Below are 20,688 nucleotides of genomic sequence, written 5' to 3'. Positions count from 1 at the left end.
CGATCGTCACCCTGGTGGTCGAGTCGCTGCGGGTCGACGGCGCCTGGAGCACGGCCAACTACCGGGCCCTGCAGACCCCGGGCTCCCACCAGGCCCTCCTGGTCCCGGTCACCGATGCGGTCGTGAACTCGCTCCGGATCGCCGTCGACGCCACCTGGATGTCCCTGCTCCTCGGCCTCGCGGTCGCCACGGTGGTCACCCGGCGGTCGCGTACCCGGTCCGAACGACGGCTGCGCGCGGTCCTCGACGGGCTCTTCATGCTGCCGCTCGGCGTCTCCGCGGTGACCCTCGGCTTCGGCTTCCTGGTCACCCTCGGCCGGCCGCCGCTGGAGCTCCGCGACTCGCCCCTGCTGATCCCGGTCGCCCAGGCCCTGGTGGCGCTCCCCCTCGTGGTCCGGGTCCTGGTGCCGGTGCTCTCCGGTGTCGACGACCGGCTCCGGCAGGCCGCAGCGACCCTGGGCGCGTCCCCCTGGCGAGCCCTGCTCGTGGTCGACCTCCCGGCGATCTGGAAGCCGCTGCTCGCCGCCGCCGGCTTCGCCTTCGCCTGCTCCCTGGGCGAGTTCGGGGCCACGTCGTTCCTCGTCCGCGACGACCGGCCGACCCTGCCGGTGGTGATCTTCCGGCTGATCGGCCACCCGGGCGACCTCAACTACGGCATGGCGCTGGCGGGCTCGGTCGTGCTCGGGGGCACCACGGCCCTGGTGATGCTCGTGGTCGAACGGCTGCGGGTGCCGTCGATGGGGACGCTGTGATGTCCGCCCTGTCCGTGCGCGGCCTCACCGTGACGTACGACGGCACCCCGGCCGTGCTCGGGGCCGACCTCGACGTGGACGACGGCCGGGTGCTGGCGGTGCTCGGCCCGTCCGGCTGCGGCAAGTCGACGCTGTTGCGAGCGATCGCCGGTCTCGAGCCGGCCACCGGCCGCGTGGGCTGGCACGACACCGACGTGTCCACGGTCCCGACCCACCGGCGCGGGTTCGCGCTGATGTTCCAGGACGGCCAGCTGTTCCCCCAGCTGTCCGTGGCCCGCAACGTCGGCTACCCGCTGCGCATCCGGCGTACGACGCGCGCCGCGACCGCCGCCCGGGTCGCCGAGCTCCTCGACCTGGTCGGCCTGTCCGGCCTCGCCGACCGGCTCCCCACCACCCTGTCCGGTGGCGAGCGGCAGCGGGTCGCCCTGGCCCGTGCCCTGGCCGCCGCGCCGCGGCTGCTGCTGCTCGACGAGCCCCTCAGCGCCCTCGACGCCGGGCTGCGGCAGCGCCTGGCCGAGGACCTCCGGCGGATCCTGGTCGAGGCCGGGACCACCGCGCTGATGGTGACCCACGACCACGAGGAGGCGTTCGCCGTGGCCGACGACCTGGCCGTGATGCGGGCGGGACGGATCGTCCAGTCCGGGCCGATCGCCGAGGTCTGGCGGGCACCGGTCGATCCGGACACCGCGCTCTTCCTCGGCTACGCGCGCGTCATCCACGGCCGCGCCGCCGACGGGATCGCCGATGCCGCCGGACTCCCCGACGGGTCGGCCGTGGCGCTCCGGCGGTCCGCACTGTCGGTCGCCGACGACGGCCCGCTGGCCGGCGAGATCGTCGACGTCCGGACGACCCCCGGGCAGCTCCGGCTGGTGGTCCGTACCGAGCTCGGCGAGCTCGACGCGGTCGCCTCTCTGGACCGACGCCTGGCGCCGGGCGACGGCGTACGGCTGCGCGCCGATGGCACCCGGATGGCCACCCTCCCTGGCCGATCTGACGCCCGAGAGCGCGCCCTAGACTGACTCGGGTGTTCCGCCGTGCCCACATCCTGATGGCGTCCATCGCCGTCGGCATGGGGGCTCTGGCCGTCCTCGCCGCGGTGATCTTCGACGCCAAGCTGGTCGACCCCGACGGCTTCATCGGTCCGTCGTACCTCCGGCTGCCGACCGTCCTGGCGCTCGGCTTCGGCATCGACCTCGTCCCGCGGACGCTGTGGGTCTCGCGGCTCGACCCGCGGCGGATCCCCGGCGTCTTCCGCGAGCGGCTGCGCACCCACTGGACACGGGACCGGGTCACCCTGGTCGTGACCGGGATCCTGAGCTTCTACATCACCTACGTCAGCTACCGGAACCTGAAGTCCCAGCTGCCGTTCATCGAGGGGCGGGGCCACAAGTTCGACCGTGAGCTGTTCAGCCTCGACAAGGCCCTGTTCCTGGGCCACGAGCCGGCCATCGTGCTGCACCACCTGCTCGGCGACGGGTTCTCCGCGGAGTTCCTGTCCAGCGTGTACCTGTGGTTCCTGCCCCTGGTGCCGTTCGCGCTGGCGGTCTGGCTGGTCTGGTCGCGCAACCTCGGGTTCGGCTACTGGTTCGCCACGTCCCAGTGCGTCGCCTGGACCCTCGGCACCGTCTCCTACTACGCGCTGCCGACCCTCGGGCCCGGGTTCCAGCACCCGTGGCTCTACCAGACGATCGACGACACGGCCGCCGGGCACCTGATGAACTCGTTGGCGAACACGCGGGTCTGGGCGGTCAACACCAGCGCCCCCTCGTTGATGGATCTCACCAACTTCCTCAGCGGCGTCGCCGGCTTCGCCAGCCTGCACGTCGCGATCACCCTGCTGGTCGCGCTGATGATCCAGTACACGACGACGATCCGCTGGCTGAAGATCGTGTTCTGGGTGAACACCTGCGTCACCTCCGTGGCGACCCTCTACTTCGGCTGGCACTACGTCGCCGACGACATCGCGGGGGTCGCGATCGCGCTGATCGCGTTCTACGTCGGGGGCTGGGCGAGCGGACAGTCGTTCTCCCGACATCGGGCGGCCGATCGCGAGCTCGAAGAAGTTACAACCGTGTAGTTCGTCAAGCCGACACGCCGGTGGCTTCCGAGAAATTTGTGAAAGTTGTTCCTTTTGTGACTTCTGCGCATTAGCGTGCTGCGAGATGCCACAGGTGGCGAAGTCGCCATCCGAGGCACTCCCCGTCACAGCAGCCGCAGCAGGAGGACGAACCCGTGCATCGAGTCGGCGTCACCGCCCTCGCCCTCTCCCTGGTCACGGGTCTCAGCGGAGTCGCGGCCGCGTCGGCCGCCCCCTCGGGCGGTGACCACGTCTACCCGAGCAAGCACCAGGTCCGCGACGCGCGCCATCGGGTGGCGCAGGCCGCCGACGACGTCGCCGGCATCAAGGCCCAGCTCGTGCAGGCCGACCTCGACGCCCAGGCCGCGGCGATCACAGCCGAGCAGGCCGCGGAGCGCTACAACGGCGCCCGGTGGGCACTCCAGCAGGCTCGGCGCGACTCCCGGGTCGCCGACCGCCATGCCCGGATCGCCGCCGCCGACGTCCGGCGGCAGCGCGACGCCTACGCGGCGACCGTCGTCACGTCGTACGAGATGGGCCCGTCGCTGAGCCCGGTGGCAGCGCTGCAGGGCAGCGACGGGATGAGCTCGATGATCACCACGATGTCGACGCTCCAGAACGCCCAGTCGGCGATGGACCACACCTTCGACTCCTACACGGCGTCCTCGACCCTGGCCGGCGTGGCCAGCGACCAGGCGGACGCCGCCCGGGCCAAGGCCGCGACCCTGGCCGCGCAGGCGAAGACCGCTCGTGACCAGGCCGCCTCCGCGGCCGCCGCCGCAGATCGGGCGAGCCGGGAGATCGCGGCTCGCAAGAGCCAGCTGATCCACCGGCTGGCCAAGCTCCAGCACATCAGCGTCTCGCTGGCCGAGCAGCGCCAGGCCGGCATCGAGGAGGCTGCTCGCGAGGCTGCACAGCGGGCTGCGGAGAAGAAGGCGCGCGAGGAGGCCGCTGCCGCGCGGGCCGCGAAGGAGAGGCAGCAGCGCGAGGAGGCGGCCCAGCAGGCGGCAGCGCAGCAGCAGGCGCAGAGCTCGTCACCCACCAGCCCCCCGTCCCCGACCAGCGACCCGACGCCGGAGCCCTCTGGGCCGGCCGACCCCCCAACCCCCTCGGACGACCCTCCGGCTCCGGCGTCGGGCGCTACCCGGGCGATCGCGTTCGCGCGCAGCCAGATCGGCGACCCCTACGTCTGGGGTGCGGCCGGCCCGAACGCGTGGGACTGCTCCGGCCTGACCATGGGTGCCTGGCGTGCCGGCGGCATCTCGCTGCCGCACTACTCGGTCGCGCAGTACACGGAGTCGACGCCGATCTCGCGGGACTCGCTCCGGCCCGGTGACCTGGTCTTCTGGGGCTCCTCGAGCAGCCCCTCGTCGATCTACCACGTCGCGCTCTACGTCGGGAACGGGATGATCATCCAGGCCCCGCGCACCGGCCGGGACGTCGAAGAGGTCTCCATGTACTACTGGATCTCACCCAACTTCTTCGCGCGGCCTTGATCACGCGGCAAGGGCGCGAGGTCGAGGAGCGCTCGGCTCAGTCCCGAGGCACGAGGAACTGAGTGACGCGGCACGAGCCCCGGTGACGGTGCCTGACCGCCGCAACACCTGGGTACCGTCCCCCCATGGCGAGCAGCACACAGGAGGGGACGGGCACGGCGTACCGACAGCCCGTCATCGACGTCGCCGAGCTCCGGCGCCTGCTCGACGGGCGGTACGCCGAGGTGCGCGACCTGGTGCGCACCAACCTCGCGGAGCACGCCGCCGTGCTCGAGGAGGCGGAGACCCTGTCGCAGGGGGAGTTCCGCGAGCGGGTGAAGGACCTGCTCGTCACCATGGCCGGCACGGGACAGACCGGGATGGGCTTCCCGCAGGAGTACGGCGGCGGAGGCGACCTCGGCGCGTCGATCGCGGCGTTCGAGACCTTGGCCTACGGCGACCTTTCGGTGCTGGTGAAGGTGGGAGTGCAGTTCGGTCTCTTCGGCGGAGCGATCCTGATGCTCGGCTCGAAGCGTCACCACGACGCCTACCTCGCGCACCTGATCACCGGCCGGTTGCTGGGGTGCTTCGCGATGACCGAGTCCGGCCACGGTTCCAACGTGCAGGCGCTCGGCACGGTGGCGACGTACGACGCGAGCACCGACGAGTTCGTGATCACGACGCCCGACGAGACCTCGCGCAAGGACTACATCGGCGGCGCGGGGCAGCACGCACAGGTCGCGGTGGTCTTCGCCCAGCTCGAGGTCCACGGGGAGGGGCACGGCGTCCACGCCTTCGTGGTGCCGATCCGTCGCGACGGCAGCCTGCTGCCGGGCGTCCGGGCGGAGGACGACGGCCTGAAGATGGGGCTGAACGGCGTCGACAACGGCCGTCTCTGGTTCGACGGCGTGCGCATCCCGCGGAACAACCTGCTGAACCGCTTCGCCGACGTGACCGACGACGGCCGCTACGTGAGCTCGATCGACAACCCCGACAAGCGCTTCTTCACCATGCTCGGCACGCTCGTGCAGGGGCGGGTCTGCGTGGGGGGAGCAGGCATCAACGCGGCGAAGGTGGCGCTCACGCTGGCGGTGAGGTACGCCGTACGCCGGCGGCAGTTCAACGCGACCTCCCAGGACGAGGAGGAGCTGCTCCTCGACTACGGGCTGCACCAGCGCCGGCTGTTCCCGTTGCTGGCCGAGAGCTACGCACTGCACTTCGCCCAGGAGCAGCTGGCGCTGAAGACGCACGACGTCTTCTCGGTGCGGACCGCCGACGACGAGGACGAGACGGCCCGGCGAGAGCTGGAGTCGCGGGCCGCGGGCACCAAGGCGCTCGGCACCTGGCACGCGACCCGGACCATCCAGGAGTGTCGCGAGGCGTGCGGCGGCGCGGGCTACCTCGCCGCCAACCGGTTCACCGCGCTCAAGGCGGACACCGACGTGTTCACGACGTTCGAGGGCGACAACCACGTCCTGCTCCAGCTCGTCGCCAAGGGCCTGCTCACCAACTACGCCAGCGACTTCGAGGACCTCGACCAGCTCGGCATGGTGCGGTTCGTCGCAGGGATGGCGCTGGAGACCGTGATCGAGCGGACCGCCGCGCACAAGCTGTTCGAGGCGATCAAGGACGTGCTGCCGGGCGGCGACGACGAGTGGGACCAGGAGGCCGGGCTGCTCGACCCGAACTACCAGCTCGCGATGCTCCGCTTCCGGGAGGAGCACACGCTGTCGGGTGTCGCCCGGAGACTGAAGCGCGGCATCGACGAGGGGCTGAACCCCGGAGAGGTGTTCTCCCGCGCCCAGGACCACGTGATCGCCGCGGCCCGCGCGCACGTCGAGCGACTCGTGCTCGAGGCGTTCGTCGCGAAGGCCGCCGACCTGCCGGACGGTGACCTGAAGGTCGCGTTGAACCTGCTCTGCGACCTGCACGCGCTGTCGACCATCGAGCGCGACCGCGCCTGGTTCATGGAGCACGGTCGGCTCCGGGCATCCCGGTCGAAGGCGATCACCCGCGAGATCAACGACCTGTGCCGCCGGATCCGGCCCCTCGCCGTCGACCTCGTGGACGCGTACGGCGTACCGCCCGCGCTCCTGCGCTCCCCGGACCTCCTCACCTGACGCCGAGGTGGGAAGGTGACCGGATGAAGGTGCCGGGTGTCTTCGCGACGTCGTTCGAGCCGGACCGGGATCCCGTCGGCACGGCGGTGCTGGTGCCCGGGCGCGGCTACCCGCCGATGGCACCCCTCCTCTTCTTCACCGGCCTCGCGCTGCTCCAGCACGGGTGGCGGGTCGAGCACCACTGGTGGGACCCGCCCGCGCACGAGTCGGACGAGAAGACCGTCGCCTGGGTACGCGCCGAGGTGGAAGGCGCCCTCCCGACGTCCGGACCGGCCCTGATCGCCGGCAAGTCGCTCGCCACCCTGGCTGCGCCGCTGGCCGCGGAACGCGAGCTGCCGTCGATCTGGCTCACCCCGCTGCTCGACATGCCCGACGTCGTCGCCGCGATCACCGCCAACCCCGCCCCACAGCTGCTGGTCGGCGGCACCGCCGACGATCTCTGGGACAGCGCCGTCGCGCGTGACCTCGCCCGTCCCACGTGCAGGGTGGTCGAGATCCCCGGCCTCGACCACGGGATGCTGCTCCCCGGCGACGTCGTCCGCGGTACAGAGGCACACGTCGAGGTCGTCCGCGCGGTGGACGCCTGGCTGGACCGCATCTGACGGCACCGCTTGTAACGCCCTGTTATCTGCACAGGCGCGCCCGCGCGCAGGCGCCCGGGCGTGGATAACAGGGCGTTACAAGTTCCGACGCCCAGCTCGGCTCACAGCACCAGCCGGGCGCCGTGGAGTCGCTCGTACGCCGGGCGGGTGACGGCGACGACCGCCTCTCCCTCCGGCGTCAGCTCGACCCGTCGCGCGCGGTAGGGCTCGAAGTGGGTCGAGCGGAGCACGGCGTCGTACCAGTACGGCGCCCACACGCCGTCGCTCGCCCGCGGTCCCGCCGGCCAGGACAGCATCGCGTCGGTGAACTCCACTCCGGCATACGAGCACAGCCACCGCAGGTAGAGCTCCGGCGAGCGCAGGAAGTCCGCCGCATCGATCACCGGCACCGAGGGCCCGAGCAGCACCTGCAGCTCGAGCTGCTGGAGGATCCCGATGTCACCCGGGGCGACGGCGGCACGCGAGCGCAGGTAGGAGGACACCACCTCGGCGGGATCGCGGATCAGCAGCACGTTGCGCAGCGAGGCGATCCAGTCGCGCGGCAGGTCGGGGACGAGGTGCTGGGCCATGTGCTTCTGGTACTGGAGCACCGGCCCGTCCGGCCACGGCCGCGTCAGCGAGTCGACGACGCGCCGCCAGTCGGTCTCGCCCGCCGCGATGACCGACTCCCGACCCGGGTGGTCGAGTCCGGTGTGCGCGAGGTACCAGGCGTACAGCGGCTCGTCGACGACCTCGGTGTCCGGCCGGTTCTCCCAGGCCCGCATGGTCGCCGTCGAGATGTTGCGCGGTCCGGACCAGCAGGCCAGGCGGATGGTCATGAACGTGAGGCGACGTCGCGCCACACCAGATCGGCGTACAGGTCCTGGAGCCGCGCCACCATCGGGCCGCGCCGCCCGGCCCCGATGGTCCGGCCGTCGACGGTGTGCACCGGGACGACCCCGGCGAAGGTCCCGGTCACGAACGCCTCGTCGGCGGAGTAGACGTCGGTGAGGCTGAACAGCTTCTCCTCGGCAGGGATGGAGGCCTCGCGGCAGACGCGCAGCACGTTGCCCCGGGTGATCCCGCCGAGGCAGTAGGCGCCGGACGACGTCCACACCTCGCCACGACGTACGACGAAGAAGTGCGTCGAGTTGCAGGTCGCCACGAAGCCCTGTGGGTCGAGCATCAGCGCCTCGTCCGCGCCGGCCGTGTAGGCCTGGATGCAGGCCGTGATGTCGTTCAGCTTGCTGTGCGCGTTCAGCTTCGGGTCGAGGGTGTCCGGCGACGCCCGGCGCACGTGCACGGTGAACAGCGACAACCCCTGCTCGACCGTCGCCGGCAGCGGGTCCTTGTGCTCGGCGATGATCACGACGGTCGCCGGGCCGGCCGAGAAGCGCGGGTCCTGGTACGGCGTGGACTTCGGGCCGCGCGTCACCATCAGTCGGACGTGGACGCCGTCGGTCATCTCGTTGGCCCGCAACGTCTCGTAGATCCGCTCCGTGAGCTCAGACCGGGAGAGCCCGATGTCGAGCGCGATCGCCGCTGCGCCCTCCCACAGCCGGTCGAGGTGCTGGTCGAGGAACGCCGGGTGGCCGGCGTGCACCCGCAGCCCCTCCCACACGCCGTCGCCGAGCACGAAGCCGGCGTCGAAGACCGACACCACCGCCTGGTCGCGGGGCAGCAACGTGCCGTTGACGTGGATCAGCACGTCGCGGTTGCGCGGGTCGTCGGCGAAGTCGTGCGCGCCGTGCGCGGTCGGGCTCACCGGCCGGTCAGTGGAGCTCGTCGGGGTGCTCGCGCAGCCGGGCGAACGACGCCTCGACCTCCCGCTCGGCAGCGTCGCGGCCGACCCAGTCGGCGCCCTCGACGGACTTCCCGGGCTCGAGGTCCTTGTAGACCATGAAGAAGTGCTCGATCTCGAGCCGGTCGAACTTCGGCATGTGGTTGATGTCGCGCATGTGCTCGAGCCGCGGGTCGGACACCGGCACGCACAGCACCTTGTCGTCGGCGCCCTTCTCGTCGGTCATCCGGTACATCCCGATCGCCCGGCACCGGATCAGGCAGCCGGGGAACGTCGGCTCGCCGAGCAGCAGCACCAGCGCGTCGAGCGGGTCACCGTCCTGGCCGAGCGTGTTCTCGATGTAGCCGTAGTCCGCCGGGTACTGCGTCGAGGTGAACAGCGTGCGGTCGAGGCGGATCCGGCCGGACTCGTGGTCGACCTCGTACTTGTTGCGGCTCCCCTGGGGGATCTCCACCAGTACGTCGAACTCCAGCACGTCGTCCTCCAGGTCCTGCCGGTGCGGGTGACGGGGTCAGTCTCGCGCAGAATGAACCCGGGTGCCCAACCCGCCCGCATCCGTCCATCCCGACCTGGAGTCTGAGCAGCGTGAGCCGAGCCGAGCGCCGCAGTCGGCGTCGCAGCCGGCGTCGCAACCGGACGCGCAGTCGCACGCGCCGGGCGCTCCCGTGGGTGGCCGGCGTCCTGGTGCTCGCCCTCGCCGGCGGTGCCGCCGCGGCGTACCGGACGGGACGGCTCGAGGACTGGTTCGGTGACCAGCCGGCGCCGCTGGTCGCGCCGGTGCCCGGCTTCACGGCGCCGCCGGCCCCGTGGCCAAGAGTGGTGGCCCGCACCGCTCCGTCGGCCGGACCGACGGGGGCAGCCGTACGCCGTGCGCTCGGGCCGGCATTGCACGACCCCCACCTCGCCGACCTCCGTGCCGTGGTCGCTCCGCTGGAGGGCGCACCGGTGCTGGACCTGGGCCACGGCACCTCGACCCCGGCCTCGACCCTCAAGCTGCTCACCGCGGTGGCGGCCCTCGAGGTGCTCCGCCCCGAGACGACGTTCGCGACCCGCGTCGTCACCGCCGGCCGGCGCGAGATCGTCCTGGTCGGCGGCGGCGACCCGTTCCTCGAGAGCAAGCAGCCCGCGGAAGGCCCGGCTCGTCACGACGCGAGCCTGGAGACGCTGGCGTCCCGGACCGCGAAGGAGCTCCACCGCCGTGGCGTGACGACGGTCCGGCTGACCTATGACACGTCGCTGTTCAGCGGCCCGCGGGTCAACCCGCACTGGCCGAAGTCCTACATCCCCGACGACGTCGTCACGCCGACCACCGCGCTCTGGGCCGACGAGGGGCTGAACCCCGACGGGTACGGCCGGGTGCCGGACCCACCGGCCACGGCCGCCGGCCTGTTCGCGTCGTACCTCCGGAAGGACGGCATCGAGGTCCGGCCGGCGATCACGCAGGCGAAGGCTCGCCGCGATGCACGTGAGGTGGCGAGCGTGACCAGCCTGCCGGTCGCGGACATCGTCGAGCGGGTGCTGCAGTACAGCGACAACGAGGGCGCCGAGGTGCTCGCCCACCAGGTCGGGCTCGCGGTCGAGGGAGAGGGCTCGTACGACGCGGGCGTCCGCGGTGTCACGCGCACCCTGCACGGTCTCGGCATCGATCTCTCCGACGCGACGATCCAGGACGGGAGCGGGCTGTCGCGCCACGACCGGCTCGACGCCGAGACTCTGGTCCGGGTGCTCCAGATGGCCTCGTCGCCCGACCATCCGGAGCTCCGGTCGGTGATCACCGGCCTGCCGATCGCGGCGTACGACGGCTCGCTGGGCTACCGCTTCGACCACAGCCCCGGGCGGGGGCTGGTCCGCGCCAAGACCGGCACACTCACCGGCACCAGCGCCCTCGCCGGCCTCACCTCGGACGCCCGCGGCCGCGTCCTGGTCTTCGCCTTCGTGAGCAACCACGTGAAGAAGGCCGAGACCCTGGACACCCGGGCCGCCCTCGACCGCCTCGCCTCGGCTCTCGCCACCTGCCGCTGCTGACGCGTGCCGGCCGGGCAGGGGGAGCGGCGGTTTCCCCGGTGTACCGGGGAAACCGTCGTCCGGGTCTCGAGACACGTCGCTCAGCCCCTCGTTCCTCGGGGATGAGCCGACGCTCCGGTTCCTGAGGAGCCGAGGGACGAGGCGTCTCGAAGGGCGACCTCCCGCCCTGACCGCGGCCCTCGCAGGCTCGGGCCGCGGGGCGTGAACGTAGGCTCGGCCCATGACGACGGAGATGGTCGACTGGGGGCTCGCGGTCTCGATCGGATCGCGGCTCGCCGGGCCGGGGCCTCAGGTGTCGACCGAGGAGGCCGACGCCACGGTCGCCGAGCTGCGCGAGGGCGCCGAGCGCTCAACGTCGTACGTCCGGACGTTCACCGGGCTTGACGCCGGCGCGCTCACCGCACCGGTGCTGGTCGTCGACCGGACCGCGTGGATCCAGGCCAACGCCGACGGTTTCTCCCGGCTGCTGACCCCCGTCATCGCCAAGGTGGCCGAACGACGGGGCGAGCCCGGGCCGATCACCCAGGCGGTCGGCTCGCGGATCACCGGCGCCGAGGTCGGCGGCCTGCTCGGCTTCATGGCGGGCAAGGTGCTCGGACAGTTCGACCCGTTCCACGACCCGCACGGGCGCCTCCTGCTGGTCGCGCCGAACGTCGTCCACGTCGAGCGCGAGCTCGACGCCGATCCCCACGACTTCCGCCTCTGGGTGTGCCTCCACGAGGAGACCCACCGGGTGCAGTTCACCGCGGTGCCGTGGATGCGCGACCACCTCTTCTCCCAGTTCAACGCACTCGCCGAGACCGTCGAGCCGCAGCGCTTCCTCGACGAGGGGCTGCGACGCATCTCCGAGGCGATCAAGAACGGCCGCACCGGCAGCATCCTGGACCTGCTCGGCTCGCCCGAGCAGAAGGAGATCCTCGACCGGCTGACCGGCATCATGTCGCTGCTCGAGGGCCATGCCGACTACGTCATGGACGGCGTCGGCCCCGACGTGATCCCCAGCGTCGCGAGCATCCGCGGCAAGTTCGACGAGCGCCGCAAGGGCGTCGGCGTCCTCGACCGGCTGCTCCGCAAGGTGCTCGGGCTCGAGGCCAAGATGGCGCAGTACCGCGACGGCGCCCGCTTCGTGCGCGCGGTCGTCGACAAGGTGGGCATGGCCGACTTCAACGCCGTCTGGGCGAACTCCACCAATCTCCCGACACTGGCCGAGATCCACGACCCCGACAGCTGGGTCGCGCGCGTGCACCGAGCCTGACCCGTGGCCGCGGCATGAGCCTCCACCCGTCGCTCGCGGCCGTGCGTCACGCCGTACGCCGGGGGCTCGCCGACCTCGAGCCCGGCGCGCGCCTCGTCGTGGCGTGCAGCGGCGGCGCCGACTCCCTCGCGCTGGCGTCGGCCACGGTGCACGAGGGCCGCGACCAGGGCTGGTACGTCGTCGGCGCCACCGTCGACCACGGGCTCCAGGACGGGTCGGCGGAGCGCGCCGAGCGCGTCGTCGGCCAGCTCGCGGAGCTCGGCGTCGACGAGACGGTCAGCGCCCGCGCGTCCGTCGAGGCGCCCGGGCTGGGACCCGAGGCCGCGGCGCGCGCCGGGCGCTACGCCCTGCTCGACCAGATCAGGGAGCGCTTCGAGGCGGAGGTGGTGCTCCTCGGCCACACCCGCGACGACCAGGCGGAGACCGTGCTGATGGGACTGGCCCGCGGCTCGGGCGGCCGGGCGATCGCGGGGATGCGTCGCTCCTTCGGCCACTACCGTCGGCCGCTCCTCGACGTCTCCCACGACGACACGGTCACCGCGTGCCAGGTCGAGCGCCTCGACGTCTGGGACGACCCCCACAACAGCGACCCGGCGTACACGCGGGTGCGGGTCCGACGACGCGTGCTGCCCGTGCTCGAGGACGAGCTCGGCCCCGGCGTCACCGAGGCCCTCGCCCGCACCGCAGACCAGCTGCGCGGGGACATGGAGCTCCTCGACACGTACGCCGAGGACGCGTTCGCCGGGGTGGCCGCCCCCGACGGTCTCGCGGTCGACGCGCTGGCCACGCTGGCCGGTCCGATCCGCACCCGGGTGCTGCGTGCCGCCGCGGTCGCCGCGGGTGCGCCGCCGGGAGAGACCTTCCACCAGCACGTGCTCGCGGTCGACGCGCTGGTGACCGACTGGCACGGCCAGAAGTGGGTCGACCTCCCCGGCCACCTGAGGGCGGTGCGGCGCGACGGCGTACTCAGGTTCGAGCGCGACGACGGCGCCGACCGGGGCGCTGGCTAAGGTTCTCGGCATGGAGGCCTCGCACGTCGAGAAGGACCTGGTCCACATCCTCTTCACCGAGAAGCAGATCCACGAGCGGCTCGAGGAGATGGCCGCGGAGATCGCCGGAGACTACGAGGGGCGTGACCTCCTGCTGGTCGGCATCCTGCGCGGCGCGGTGATGGTGATGGCCGACCTCTCGCGCGCCCTCCCGCGGCACGTCGAGATGGACTGGATCGCGATCAGCTCCTACGGGTCGGGCACCAAGTCCAGCGGGGTCGTGCGCCTGCTGAAGGACCTCGACACCGACATCACCGGCCGGCACGTCCTGATCGTCGACGAGATCGTCGACACCGGCCTGACCCTGAGCTGGCTCGTCAACAGCCTCGGCAGCCGCAACGCCGCGAGCGTCGAGATCGCCACCCTGCTCCGCAAGCCCGAGGCCCTGACGATGCCGGTCGAGCCGAAGTACGTCGGCTGGGACATCCCGAACGAGTTCGTCGTCGGCTACGGGCTCGACTACCGCGAGAAGTACCGCAACCTCCGCGACATCGGCACCCTCGCCCCTCACGTATATACGTGAGGCGGCAGTCATCCCTCGCCTGAACGGGCCCTCCCGTGGTTAGGAGATGGCGCTCCGGGAAGGAACAATGGGCATTGGGAATGACGTGTACCGTCGTCATTCTCCTGAGTGGAGTGTTCCCCGGCCGCCGCCGGTGAACAGCGTCGTCGTCGAAAGAGTCCCGTGAAGCGGTTGGTGCGAAGCGTCTGGCTGTGGCTGGTCGTCGCAGTCCTGGGCGTGCTGTTCCTGTTGCAGTACGTCGCGTCGCCGGGCGGGTACGACGAGATCCAGTTCGGCCAGATGAACAACTACATCACCTCCGGCCAGGTCAAGCAGATCACTCTCACCAGCGGCGACCAGACCATCAAGGCGACCCTTAAGCCCGACGTACGAGCGCAGGGCAGCGAGGTGACGGCGCACTGGCTCGACGGCACGCAGGACAAGCTCGACAACGAGATCCAGCAGCAGATCAACAAGGGCAACCTGCAGGCCGACCAGTACGACGTGAAGATCAGTCACCCGAGCGTGATCGCACAGATCGTCACGACCCTGCTGCCGTTCGTGCTGATCGTCCTGCTCTTCCTGTTCCTGATGAACCAGGTGCAGGGCGGTGGCGGACGCGGTGTCATGCAGTTCGCCAAGTCGCGGGCGAAGCTGATCTCCAAGGACATGCCGAAGACCACCTTCGGCGACGTGGCCGGCGCGGACGAGGCGGTCGAGGAGCTCGGCGAGATCAAGGAGTTCCTGCAGGAGCCCGCGAAGTTCCAGGCGGTCGGCGCGAAGATCCCCAAGGGCGTGCTGCTCTACGGACCTCCCGGCACCGGCAAGACGCTGCTCGCGCGGGCCGTCGCGGGCGAGGCGGGCGTGCCCTTCTACTCCATCTCCGGCTCCGACTTCGTGGAGATGTTCGTCGGCGTCGGCGCGAGCCGGGTCCGCGACCTGTTCGAGCAGGCCAAGGAGAACGCCCCGGCGATCGTGTTCATCGACGAGATCGACGCCGTCGGCCGTCACCGAGGTGCCGGCATGGGCGGCGGACACGACGAGCGCGAGCAGACGCTGAACCAGCTGCTGGTCGAGATGGACGGCTTCGACGTCCGCGGCGGCGTGATCCTGATCGCCGCGACCAACCGGCCCGACGTCCTCGACCCCGCCCTGCTGCGCCCGGGACGCTTCGACCGGCAGATCCAGGTCGACGCCCCCGACCTGGCCGGCCGGCACAAGATCCTCGAGGTCCACGCCCGTGGCAAGCCGCTGGCGCCCGGGATCGACCTGCTCGCGGTGGCACGCCGTACGCCGGGCTTCACCGGTGCCGACCTCGAGAACGTCCTCAACGAGGCCGCGCTGCTCACGGCTCGGTCCAACCAGAAGTTGATCACCGACGAGTCGCTCGACGAGGCCATCGACCGGGTGATCGCAGGACCGCAGCGGCGTACTCGCCTGATGAGCGAGAAGGAGAAGCTGATCACCGCCTACCACGAGGGCGGCCACGCCCTCGTCGCGGCGGCGTTCCCGGGCAACGACCCGGTGCACAAGGTCACGATCCTGCCGCGTGGGCGGGCCTTGGGTTACACGATGGTGCTGCCCGACCAGGACAAGTACAGCCAGACCCGCAGCGAGATGCTCGACAGCCTGGCCTACATGATGGGCGGCCGCGCGGCGGAGGAGATGGTCTTCCACGACCCGACCACCGGTGCCGGCAACGACATCGAGAAGGCCACCGCGGTGGCCCGGGCGATGGTCACGCAGTACGGCATGACCGAGCGGCTCGGGGCGATCAAGCTCGGCGACAGCAACTCCGAGCCCTTCCTGGGCCGCGACTTCGGGCACAGCCGCAACTACTCCGAGGAGGTCGCGGCCGCGGTCGACGAGGAGACCAAGAAGCTGCTGGCCAATGCTCACCAGGAGGCCTTCGACATCCTCGAGGAGAACCGCGACGTCCTCGACAACCTGGTGCTCGAGCTGATGGACAAGGAGACGCTGGACAAGGAGCAGGTCGCCACCGTCTTCGAGGCGCTGCGCAAGCGGGCGCCGCGCCCGGCGTGGACGGGCTCGCCCGACCGCAACCCGTCGGAGATCCCGCCGGTCGAGATCCCGCAGGAGATCCGCGACCGGGCCCGGGTGAACGGCACGAAGCCCGACACCGACGCCGGCGGGATCCTCACGCCCCCGGGGCCGGGCGGCGACGTGCACGGAAGTCCGGTCGGACCGGGCAACCCCCCCGAGCCGCCACCGACGGCCTGAGGGACGACCGTGCCCGAGGCGATCGCCTGCCCCGACCGGTCGCCGGACGAGGTCCCTGCCTTCGACCACGACCGCGCCGCGGCCGCCGTACGCGAGCTGCTGATCGCGATCGGCGAGGACCCCGAGCGCGAGGGGCTGCGCGACACGCCGTACCGCGTCGCTGGGGCGTACGCCGAGCTGACGGCGGGCCTGCACCAGAGCCCGTCCGAGGTCCTCACGACGACGTTCGACCTGGGGCACGACGAAATGGTGCTGGTGCGCGACATCGAGCTCTGGTCGATGTGCGAGCACCATCTGGTGCCGTTCACGGGCGTCGCGCACGTCGGCTACATCCCCGCCGACAGCGGCAAGATCACCGGGTTGTCCAAGCTGGCCCGCCTGGTCGACGTGTACGCCAAGCGTCCCCAGGTCCAGGAGCGGCTGACCACCCAGATCGCCGACGCCCTGGTCGCGGGGCTCGAGGCGCGCGGGGTGATCGTGGTGATCGAGGCCGAGCACCTGTGCATGACGATGCGCGGAGTGCGGAAGGCCGGTGCCCGCACCATCACCTCCGCCGTGCGCGGGCAGCTGCGCAACGCGGCCACCCGCTCGGAGGCGATGGCGCTCATCAACTCCAACAAGGGCTAGGTTCCCGGTGTGCTGCCCTTGCTGATGGGCGTGGTCAACGTGACGCCCGACTCGTTCTCCGACGGCGGGAGGTGGGACACGCCCGAGGCGGCGATCAGTCATGGCCGCGACCTGGTGCGGGACGGCGCCGACATCCTCGACATCGGCGGCGAGTCGACCCGCCCGGGTGCGACTCGACCCCTGGTCGCGGACGAGCTCGGCCGCGTGGTCCCGGTGATCAGTGCGCTCGTCGCCGAGGGGGCCCTGGTCTCGGTCGACACGATGCGGGCCGAGGTCGCCGAGCAGGCCCTTCGCGCCGGAGCCACGATCGTGAACGACGTCTCGGGTGGTCTCGCCGACCCGCGGATCCTGGACGTCGTCGCGGCCTCGGAGGCGACGTACATCTGCATGCACTGGCGCGGGCACAGCGACCACATGCAGGACCTCGCGTCGTACGACGGCCCGAGCGGCGTGGTCGCGACGGTGCGCGACGAGCTGTGCCGGCGGGTCGACGACGCGCGCGCCGCCGGCATCCCAGACGAGCGGATCGTGCTCGACCCGGGGCTCGGCTTCGCCAAGACGGCGAAGCACAACTGGGCCTTGCTCGCCGGTCTCTCGGAGCTCCAGGCGCTCGGGTTCCGGCTCCTGGTGGGACCGAGCCGGAAGTCGTTCCTGGGCACGCTGCTCAAGGGTCCCGACGGCACGCCGCGTGCGGTGGACGACCGGGAGGCCGCGACGCTCGCGCTGACCGTGCTCCTCGCGCAGCAGGGGGTCTGGGGCGTCCGCGTGCACGACGTACGGGCGAGCCGTGACGCCCTGCTCACGCTCGAGCGATGGGGGCGACCATGACCGACGCGCTGTCCGTGACCGGCATCGAGTGCTTCGCCCACCACGGCGTCTTCGAGCACGAGCGGCGCGAGGGACAGACCTTCGTCGTCGACCTAACCCTCGGTGTCGACACCCGGCCGGCGGCGGCGTCCGACGACTTGCACGACACGGTCGACTACGGAAGTCTCGTCGACCGTGTGAAAGCCGCCGTCGAGTCGGATCCGGTCGACCTGATCGAGACCCTGGCCGAGCGCATCTCGGGAGTCTGTCTCTTGGATGATCGTGTTGAATGGGCCCGGGTCACGGTCCACAAACCCGGTGCACCCATCGAGGCGACCTTCGCCGACGTGACGCTGACGATCACCCGACCGACCGCCGAACGATCCCCGGCCCCCGAGCAGTGAGGTTCGACCCGTGACCGAGACGCCCAACCCGCATATCGTCGACGCCGACACGCTCACCGGTGAGATGCGTCCGATCCGCCGGGCCGTGCTCTCGCTCGGCTCCAACCTCGGGGAGCGGCTGACCAGCCTGCAGGGCGCGGTCAACGCGCTCGCCGACACTCCCGACGTCTGGGTGACCGGGGTGTCGCCGGTCTACGAGACCGAGCCGGTCGACGCGCCGGAAGGGTCGGAGGCGTTCCTGAACGCGGTCGTGCTGCTCGACACGACCCTCGCGGCCAGCCGGATCCTCGACCGCGCACAGGCGATCGAGGACGCGTTCGGACGCGACCGGAGCTCGGGCGAGGTCAACGCGCCGCGCACGCTCGACGTCGACGTGATCGTGATCGGCGACCGGCGCCGCAACGACGAGGTCATGCAGCTGCCGCACCCGAGGGCGGCGGAGCGGGCGTTCGTCCTCCAGCCCTGGTACGACGTCGAGCCGGACGCCGAGATCCCGGACGCCGGGCTCGTGGCCGAGCTTCTCGAGAAGAGCGACCGCAGCGGCATCACCCGACGTGACGACCTCTCGCTGCACGTGCAGTGAGGCCGCCCGCGTGAGCCCGCTGCGTTGAAGCCGGAGTGACCCGAGGTGAGCGCAGAGCCCCAGCCTCCTGAGGACGAGCGGCCCGAACCCCCCGAGCCCGGTGGTCGCCTGCGGCCGATGAGCCCGGCCGTCCTGAGCATCTGGGCGGTGATCGGGCTGATCGCGGGATGGGGCTTCCACCGCATCGCCGACCGCGGCACCGGGGTGCCGCCACAGGTGCCGTGGCTGCAGCCACTGGCCCTGTTCCTGGTCGCCTGCATCATGTTCGGAACGGCCTGGTCCACGCGTCGTACCATCGAGCAGGACCCCCGCCGGCTCTCGCCGCACCAGGCGGTGAACCGGCTCGTGCTGGCCCGCGCCTGCGCCTACGTCGGTGCGCTCGCGGCCGGCGTCTACATCGGGTACGCCGTCAGCTGGCTCGGCGTCAACAGCAGCGACATCGCAGGTCAGCGGGTCTTTCGTTCGGCCTGCGCCGGCGTCGCGGGCATCCTGGTCGTCGTCGGCGGGGTGCTCCTGGAGCGCGCGTGTCGCGTCCCTCCGAAGGACGACGAGCCCTAGCCTTTCCCCATGTCTTCCCCACAGACTCGTCGCCGGCAGCGCAGTACCCGCTTGGTGGTCGCTGCCGCACTGGTCATCACCGCGGCGGTCGTCGTTCTCGGCGCCGTCCTCAGCGCATCCGTCACCCTCGTGTCGGTCGCTGCCGTCCTGGCTGTCCTCCTCGGGGCCGCCGCCGTCCGTATCACTCACTCCGAGCTGGTCCAGGCGCGGCGCGACGCCGCCGCCGACCGCGCCAGTCAGGCGCAGGACTACCGCCGGATCACCGAGCAGCGCTCCCGCGAGCACCGCGAGTACGTCGACGCGATGGCGGGCCGGGTCGGTCGTGCCGAGCAGGCCGTGACCGAGCTCGAGTCGGCCGTCGTCGCCTCCCAGGGCCGCGCCGCCGAGTCGATCCGGAAGCTGAACGCCGAGGCCCGCCGCGCCGACCTCGCCGAGTCCGAGGGCAGCCGCCTCGCGGTCGCGCTCGAGGACTCCGAGGAGCGCGCCGCCGAGGCGATCGTTCGGGTCGCCGAGCTGGAGGACGAGAACGGCGTCCTCCGCACCGAGAACGACGCCCTCAGGTCCGAGCTCGACATCGCCACCTCCTGGCCCGCCGCCGGCACGGCATAGCGACGCTGACCCGGCTCTTAGCTGCACGTAGGGACGCTCACCCGGCTCTTAGCTGCACGCAGGGACGCTGACCCGGCTCTTCCAGGTGGTCACCGGGAGCCGGGTCGGCGCCGTGTGGCGTAGCCAACAGCCGGGTCGGCGTTTTCGGGCGTGGCCAAGAGCCGGGTCAGCGTTGTACGGCGGGGTCTTCTGCCGGGTCAGCGTGTTCGGAGAGTGACGCTCTCAGGGCGCGGTGGATGCCGTCGGGGGTGAGGACCCCGACGAACTGGGCGCCGTCCTTGACCCCGACCATCGGCTTGTCGTCACGCAGCAGGACGGCGAGAGCGTGCTCGAGGGTGGAGTCGAGGTCGATGGCCGCGCCGAGGTCGCCGGTCGACACGCCGTCGAGCGGCTCGAGATGCCGGCGGTCGAGCTTGGTGACGGTGAGCCGGCGCAGTCCGGCGGTGGATCCGACGAAGTCGGCCACGAAGTCGTCCGCCGGGTGGCCGAGCAGCTCCGCGGGCGTCCCGAACTGCGCGAGGTGCCCGCCCTGCGCCATCACCGCGACCTTGTCACCCATCTTGACGGCCTCGTCGATGTCGTGGGTGACCAGGACGACGGTCTTGCCCAGCTCGCCCTGCAGTCGCAGGAACTCGTCCTGGAGCCGCGCCCGGACGATCGGGTCGACCGCCGCGAACGGCTCGTCCATAAGCAGCACCGGCGGGTCCGCGGCCAGGGCGCGGGCGACACCGACGCGCTGCTGCTGGCCGCCCGAGAGCTGGTGCGGATAGCGGTCGGCGTACGTCGCGGGGTCCAGGCCGACCAGCTCCAGGAGCTCCAAGGCGCGCGCTCGTGCATCTGCCCTGGGAGTGCCGACCAGCGACGGCACGGTGGCGACGTTGGTGGCGATCTTCTGGTGCGGGAACAGACCGATCTGCTGGATGACGTAGCCGATCCGACGGCGCAGGCGCACCGGGTTCTCCGACATCACGTCGCGTCCCTCGATGAAGATCCGCCCGGAGGTCGGCTCGATCAGCCGGTTGATCATCTTCAGGGTCGTCGACTTCCCGCACCCGGAGGGCCCCACCAGGCAGACGACCTCGCCCGCCGCCACCTCGAGGTCGAGCTCCTGCACCGCCACCGTCCCGTCGGCGTACCGCTTCCCGACCCCTTCGAGCCGGATCATCGCTTCGCTGCTGTCGTCTGTGGGCGCCTGCTCCCCGGAGGGGGCGGTAGCGTTCAT

21 protein-coding genes are annotated in these 20,688 nt (G+C 71.4%); 17 read left to right on the top strand and 4 right to left on the bottom strand.

What is annotated here, in order from left to right; genetic code table 11:
- From VGK78_RS05990 to VGK78_RS05965, 6 genes are all read left to right on the top strand, one after another.
- Window positions 1–752: ABC transporter permease subunit (locus tag VGK78_RS05990; protein WP_331526596.1), on the top strand; the 752-nt coding region annotated here is incomplete at its 5' end.
- On the top strand, window positions 752–1,771 hold the full coding sequence (locus tag VGK78_RS05985; RefSeq protein ID WP_331526595.1) for an ABC transporter ATP-binding protein: 1,020 nt from the start codon (window positions 752–754) through the stop codon (window positions 1,769–1,771). The genes VGK78_RS05990 and VGK78_RS05985, both read left to right, overlap by 1 nt.
- Window positions 1,772–1,776: 5 nt before the next feature.
- On the top strand, window positions 1,777–2,829 hold the full coding sequence (locus VGK78_RS05980) for a phosphatase PAP2 family protein (protein ID WP_331526594.1): 1,053 nt from the start codon (window positions 1,777–1,779) through the stop codon (window positions 2,827–2,829).
- A gap of 155 nt (window positions 2,830–2,984) precedes the next feature.
- Window positions 2,985–4,325: a C40 family peptidase gene (locus VGK78_RS05975; protein WP_331526593.1), complete on the top strand. Its 1,341-nt coding sequence runs from the start codon at window positions 2,985–2,987 to the stop codon at window positions 4,323–4,325.
- A 125-nt stretch (window positions 4,326–4,450) separates the two neighbouring features.
- A complete protein-coding gene (locus VGK78_RS05970) occupies window positions 4,451–6,424 on the top strand; it encodes an acyl-CoA dehydrogenase (protein WP_331526592.1) in 1,974 nt (657 codons plus the stop codon).
- Window positions 6,425–6,447: 23 nt separating this feature from the next.
- Window positions 6,448–7,026, top strand: a complete 579-nt coding sequence (locus tag VGK78_RS05965) for an alpha/beta hydrolase (RefSeq protein ID WP_331526591.1) — start codon at window positions 6,448–6,450, stop codon at window positions 7,024–7,026.
- Between the two features lie 101 nt (window positions 7,027–7,127).
- Here VGK78_RS05965 and VGK78_RS05960 read toward each other — a convergent pair whose 3' ends face one another.
- Genes VGK78_RS05960 through VGK78_RS05950 form a run of 3 tightly spaced genes read right to left on the bottom strand, consistent with a single transcriptional unit; the run spans window position 7,128 to window position 9,278 of the window.
- Window positions 7,128–7,844 (bottom strand): HAD family hydrolase, encoded by a 717-nt coding sequence (locus VGK78_RS05960; protein ID WP_331526590.1) that lies wholly within the window; start codon window positions 7,842–7,844, stop codon window positions 7,128–7,130.
- The gene (locus VGK78_RS05955; protein ID WP_331526589.1) at window positions 7,841–8,770 is read right to left on the bottom strand and encodes an aminotransferase class IV; all 930 of its coding nucleotides are present in this window, start codon (window positions 8,768–8,770) and stop codon (window positions 7,841–7,843) included. Before VGK78_RS05955 ends, VGK78_RS05960 begins: the two co-directional genes overlap by 4 nt.
- A gap of 7 nt (window positions 8,771–8,777) precedes the next feature.
- Window positions 8,778–9,278 carry an inorganic diphosphatase gene (locus VGK78_RS05950; RefSeq protein WP_331526602.1) on the bottom strand — a complete coding sequence of 167 codons (501 nt, stop codon included), beginning with the start codon at window positions 9,276–9,278 and terminating at the stop codon, window positions 8,778–8,780.
- Between the two features lie 113 nt (window positions 9,279–9,391).
- On the opposite strand from VGK78_RS05950, the gene dacB reads away from it, so the two are divergent.
- From dacB to VGK78_RS05895, 11 genes are all read left to right on the top strand, one after another.
- Complete coding sequence (dacB, locus tag VGK78_RS05945) at window positions 9,392–10,831, top strand: D-alanyl-D-alanine carboxypeptidase/D-alanyl-D-alanine endopeptidase (RefSeq protein WP_331526588.1); 1,440 nt, start codon at window positions 9,392–9,394, stop codon at window positions 10,829–10,831.
- A 220-nt stretch (window positions 10,832–11,051) separates the two neighbouring features.
- A complete protein-coding gene (locus VGK78_RS05940; RefSeq protein ID WP_331526587.1) occupies window positions 11,052–12,086 on the top strand; it encodes a zinc-dependent metalloprotease in 1,035 nt (344 codons plus the stop codon).
- Between the two features lie 14 nt (window positions 12,087–12,100).
- Window positions 12,101–13,096 (top strand): tRNA lysidine(34) synthetase TilS, encoded by a 996-nt coding sequence (gene tilS, locus VGK78_RS05935; protein WP_331526586.1) that lies wholly within the window; start codon window positions 12,101–12,103, stop codon window positions 13,094–13,096.
- Between the two features lie 10 nt (window positions 13,097–13,106).
- On the top strand, window positions 13,107–13,658 hold the full coding sequence (gene hpt / locus VGK78_RS05930; protein WP_331526585.1) for a hypoxanthine phosphoribosyltransferase: 552 nt from the start codon (window positions 13,107–13,109) through the stop codon (window positions 13,656–13,658).
- A 162-nt stretch (window positions 13,659–13,820) separates the two neighbouring features.
- On the top strand, window positions 13,821–15,878 hold the full coding sequence (gene ftsH / locus VGK78_RS05925; RefSeq protein ID WP_331526584.1) for an ATP-dependent zinc metalloprotease FtsH: 2,058 nt from the start codon (window positions 13,821–13,823) through the stop codon (window positions 15,876–15,878).
- A gap of 21 nt (window positions 15,879–15,899) precedes the next feature.
- A complete protein-coding gene (gene folE, locus VGK78_RS05920) occupies window positions 15,900–16,505 on the top strand; it encodes a GTP cyclohydrolase I FolE (protein ID WP_349257117.1) in 606 nt (201 codons plus the stop codon).
- 12 nt (window positions 16,506–16,517) lie between these two features.
- Window positions 16,518–17,333, top strand: a complete 816-nt coding sequence (gene folP / locus VGK78_RS05915) for a dihydropteroate synthase (RefSeq protein ID WP_414690639.1) — start codon at window positions 16,518–16,520, stop codon at window positions 17,331–17,333.
- Window positions 17,318–17,716 carry a dihydroneopterin aldolase gene (gene folB, locus VGK78_RS05910; RefSeq protein ID WP_331526581.1) on the top strand — a complete coding sequence of 133 codons (399 nt, stop codon included), beginning with the start codon at window positions 17,318–17,320 and terminating at the stop codon, window positions 17,714–17,716. Before folP ends, folB begins: the two co-directional genes overlap by 16 nt.
- Window positions 17,717–17,726: 10 nt before the next feature.
- Window positions 17,727–18,299, top strand: a complete 573-nt coding sequence (gene folK / locus VGK78_RS05905; protein WP_331526580.1) for a 2-amino-4-hydroxy-6-hydroxymethyldihydropteridine diphosphokinase — start codon at window positions 17,727–17,729, stop codon at window positions 18,297–18,299.
- 117 nt (window positions 18,300–18,416) lie between these two features.
- Window positions 18,417–18,857 carry a DUF3180 domain-containing protein gene (locus tag VGK78_RS05900; RefSeq protein WP_331526579.1) on the top strand — a complete coding sequence of 147 codons (441 nt, stop codon included), beginning with the start codon at window positions 18,417–18,419 and terminating at the stop codon, window positions 18,855–18,857.
- Window positions 18,858–18,866: 9 nt separating this feature from the next.
- Window positions 18,867–19,466: a hypothetical protein gene (locus VGK78_RS05895; RefSeq protein ID WP_331526578.1), complete on the top strand. Its 600-nt coding sequence runs from the start codon at window positions 18,867–18,869 to the stop codon at window positions 19,464–19,466.
- Between the two features lie 166 nt (window positions 19,467–19,632).
- On the opposite strand, the gene VGK78_RS05890 is transcribed toward VGK78_RS05895, so the two are convergent.
- Complete coding sequence (locus tag VGK78_RS05890; protein ID WP_414690638.1) at window positions 19,633–20,688, bottom strand: ABC transporter ATP-binding protein; 1,056 nt, start codon at window positions 20,686–20,688, stop codon at window positions 19,633–19,635.

It is taken from the genome of Nocardioides sp. (assembly GCF_036503465.1).
GTDB lineage: Bacteria > Actinomycetota > Actinomycetes > Propionibacteriales > Nocardioidaceae > Nocardioides.
Note: the sequence above shows the minus strand (reverse complement) of the source record. Positions and strands in the feature narration are given on the sequence as shown.

Bases quoted from the DNA above. Each gene is read 5' to 3' on its own strand.
- VGK78_RS05985 (WP_331526595.1), top strand. From the start codon at position 752: ATGTCCGCCCTGTCCGTGCGCGGCCTCACCGTGACGTACGACGGCACC.
- VGK78_RS05960 (WP_331526590.1), bottom strand. From the start codon at position 7,844: ATGACCATCCGCCTGGCCTGCTGGTCCGGACCGCGCAACATCTCGACG.
- hpt (WP_331526585.1), top strand. From the start codon at position 13,107: ATGGAGGCCTCGCACGTCGAGAAGGACCTGGTCCACATCCTCTTCACC.
- VGK78_RS05900 (WP_331526579.1), top strand. From the start codon at position 18,417: ATGAGCCCGGCCGTCCTGAGCATCTGGGCGGTGATCGGGCTGATCGCG.
- VGK78_RS05940 (WP_331526587.1), top strand. From the start codon at position 11,052: ATGACGACGGAGATGGTCGACTGGGGGCTCGCGGTCTCGATCGGATCG.
- VGK78_RS05970 (WP_331526592.1), top strand. From the start codon at position 4,451: ATGGCGAGCAGCACACAGGAGGGGACGGGCACGGCGTACCGACAGCCC.
- VGK78_RS05895 (WP_331526578.1), top strand. From the start codon at position 18,867: ATGTCTTCCCCACAGACTCGTCGCCGGCAGCGCAGTACCCGCTTGGTG.
- folB (WP_331526581.1), top strand. From the start codon at position 17,318: ATGGGGGCGACCATGACCGACGCGCTGTCCGTGACCGGCATCGAGTGC.
- VGK78_RS05965 (WP_331526591.1), top strand. From the start codon at position 6,448: ATGAAGGTGCCGGGTGTCTTCGCGACGTCGTTCGAGCCGGACCGGGAT.
- tilS (WP_331526586.1), top strand. From the start codon at position 12,101: ATGAGCCTCCACCCGTCGCTCGCGGCCGTGCGTCACGCCGTACGCCGG.
- VGK78_RS05890 (WP_414690638.1), bottom strand. From the start codon at position 20,688: ATGAACGCTACCGCCCCCTCCGGGGAGCAGGCGCCCACAGACGACAGC.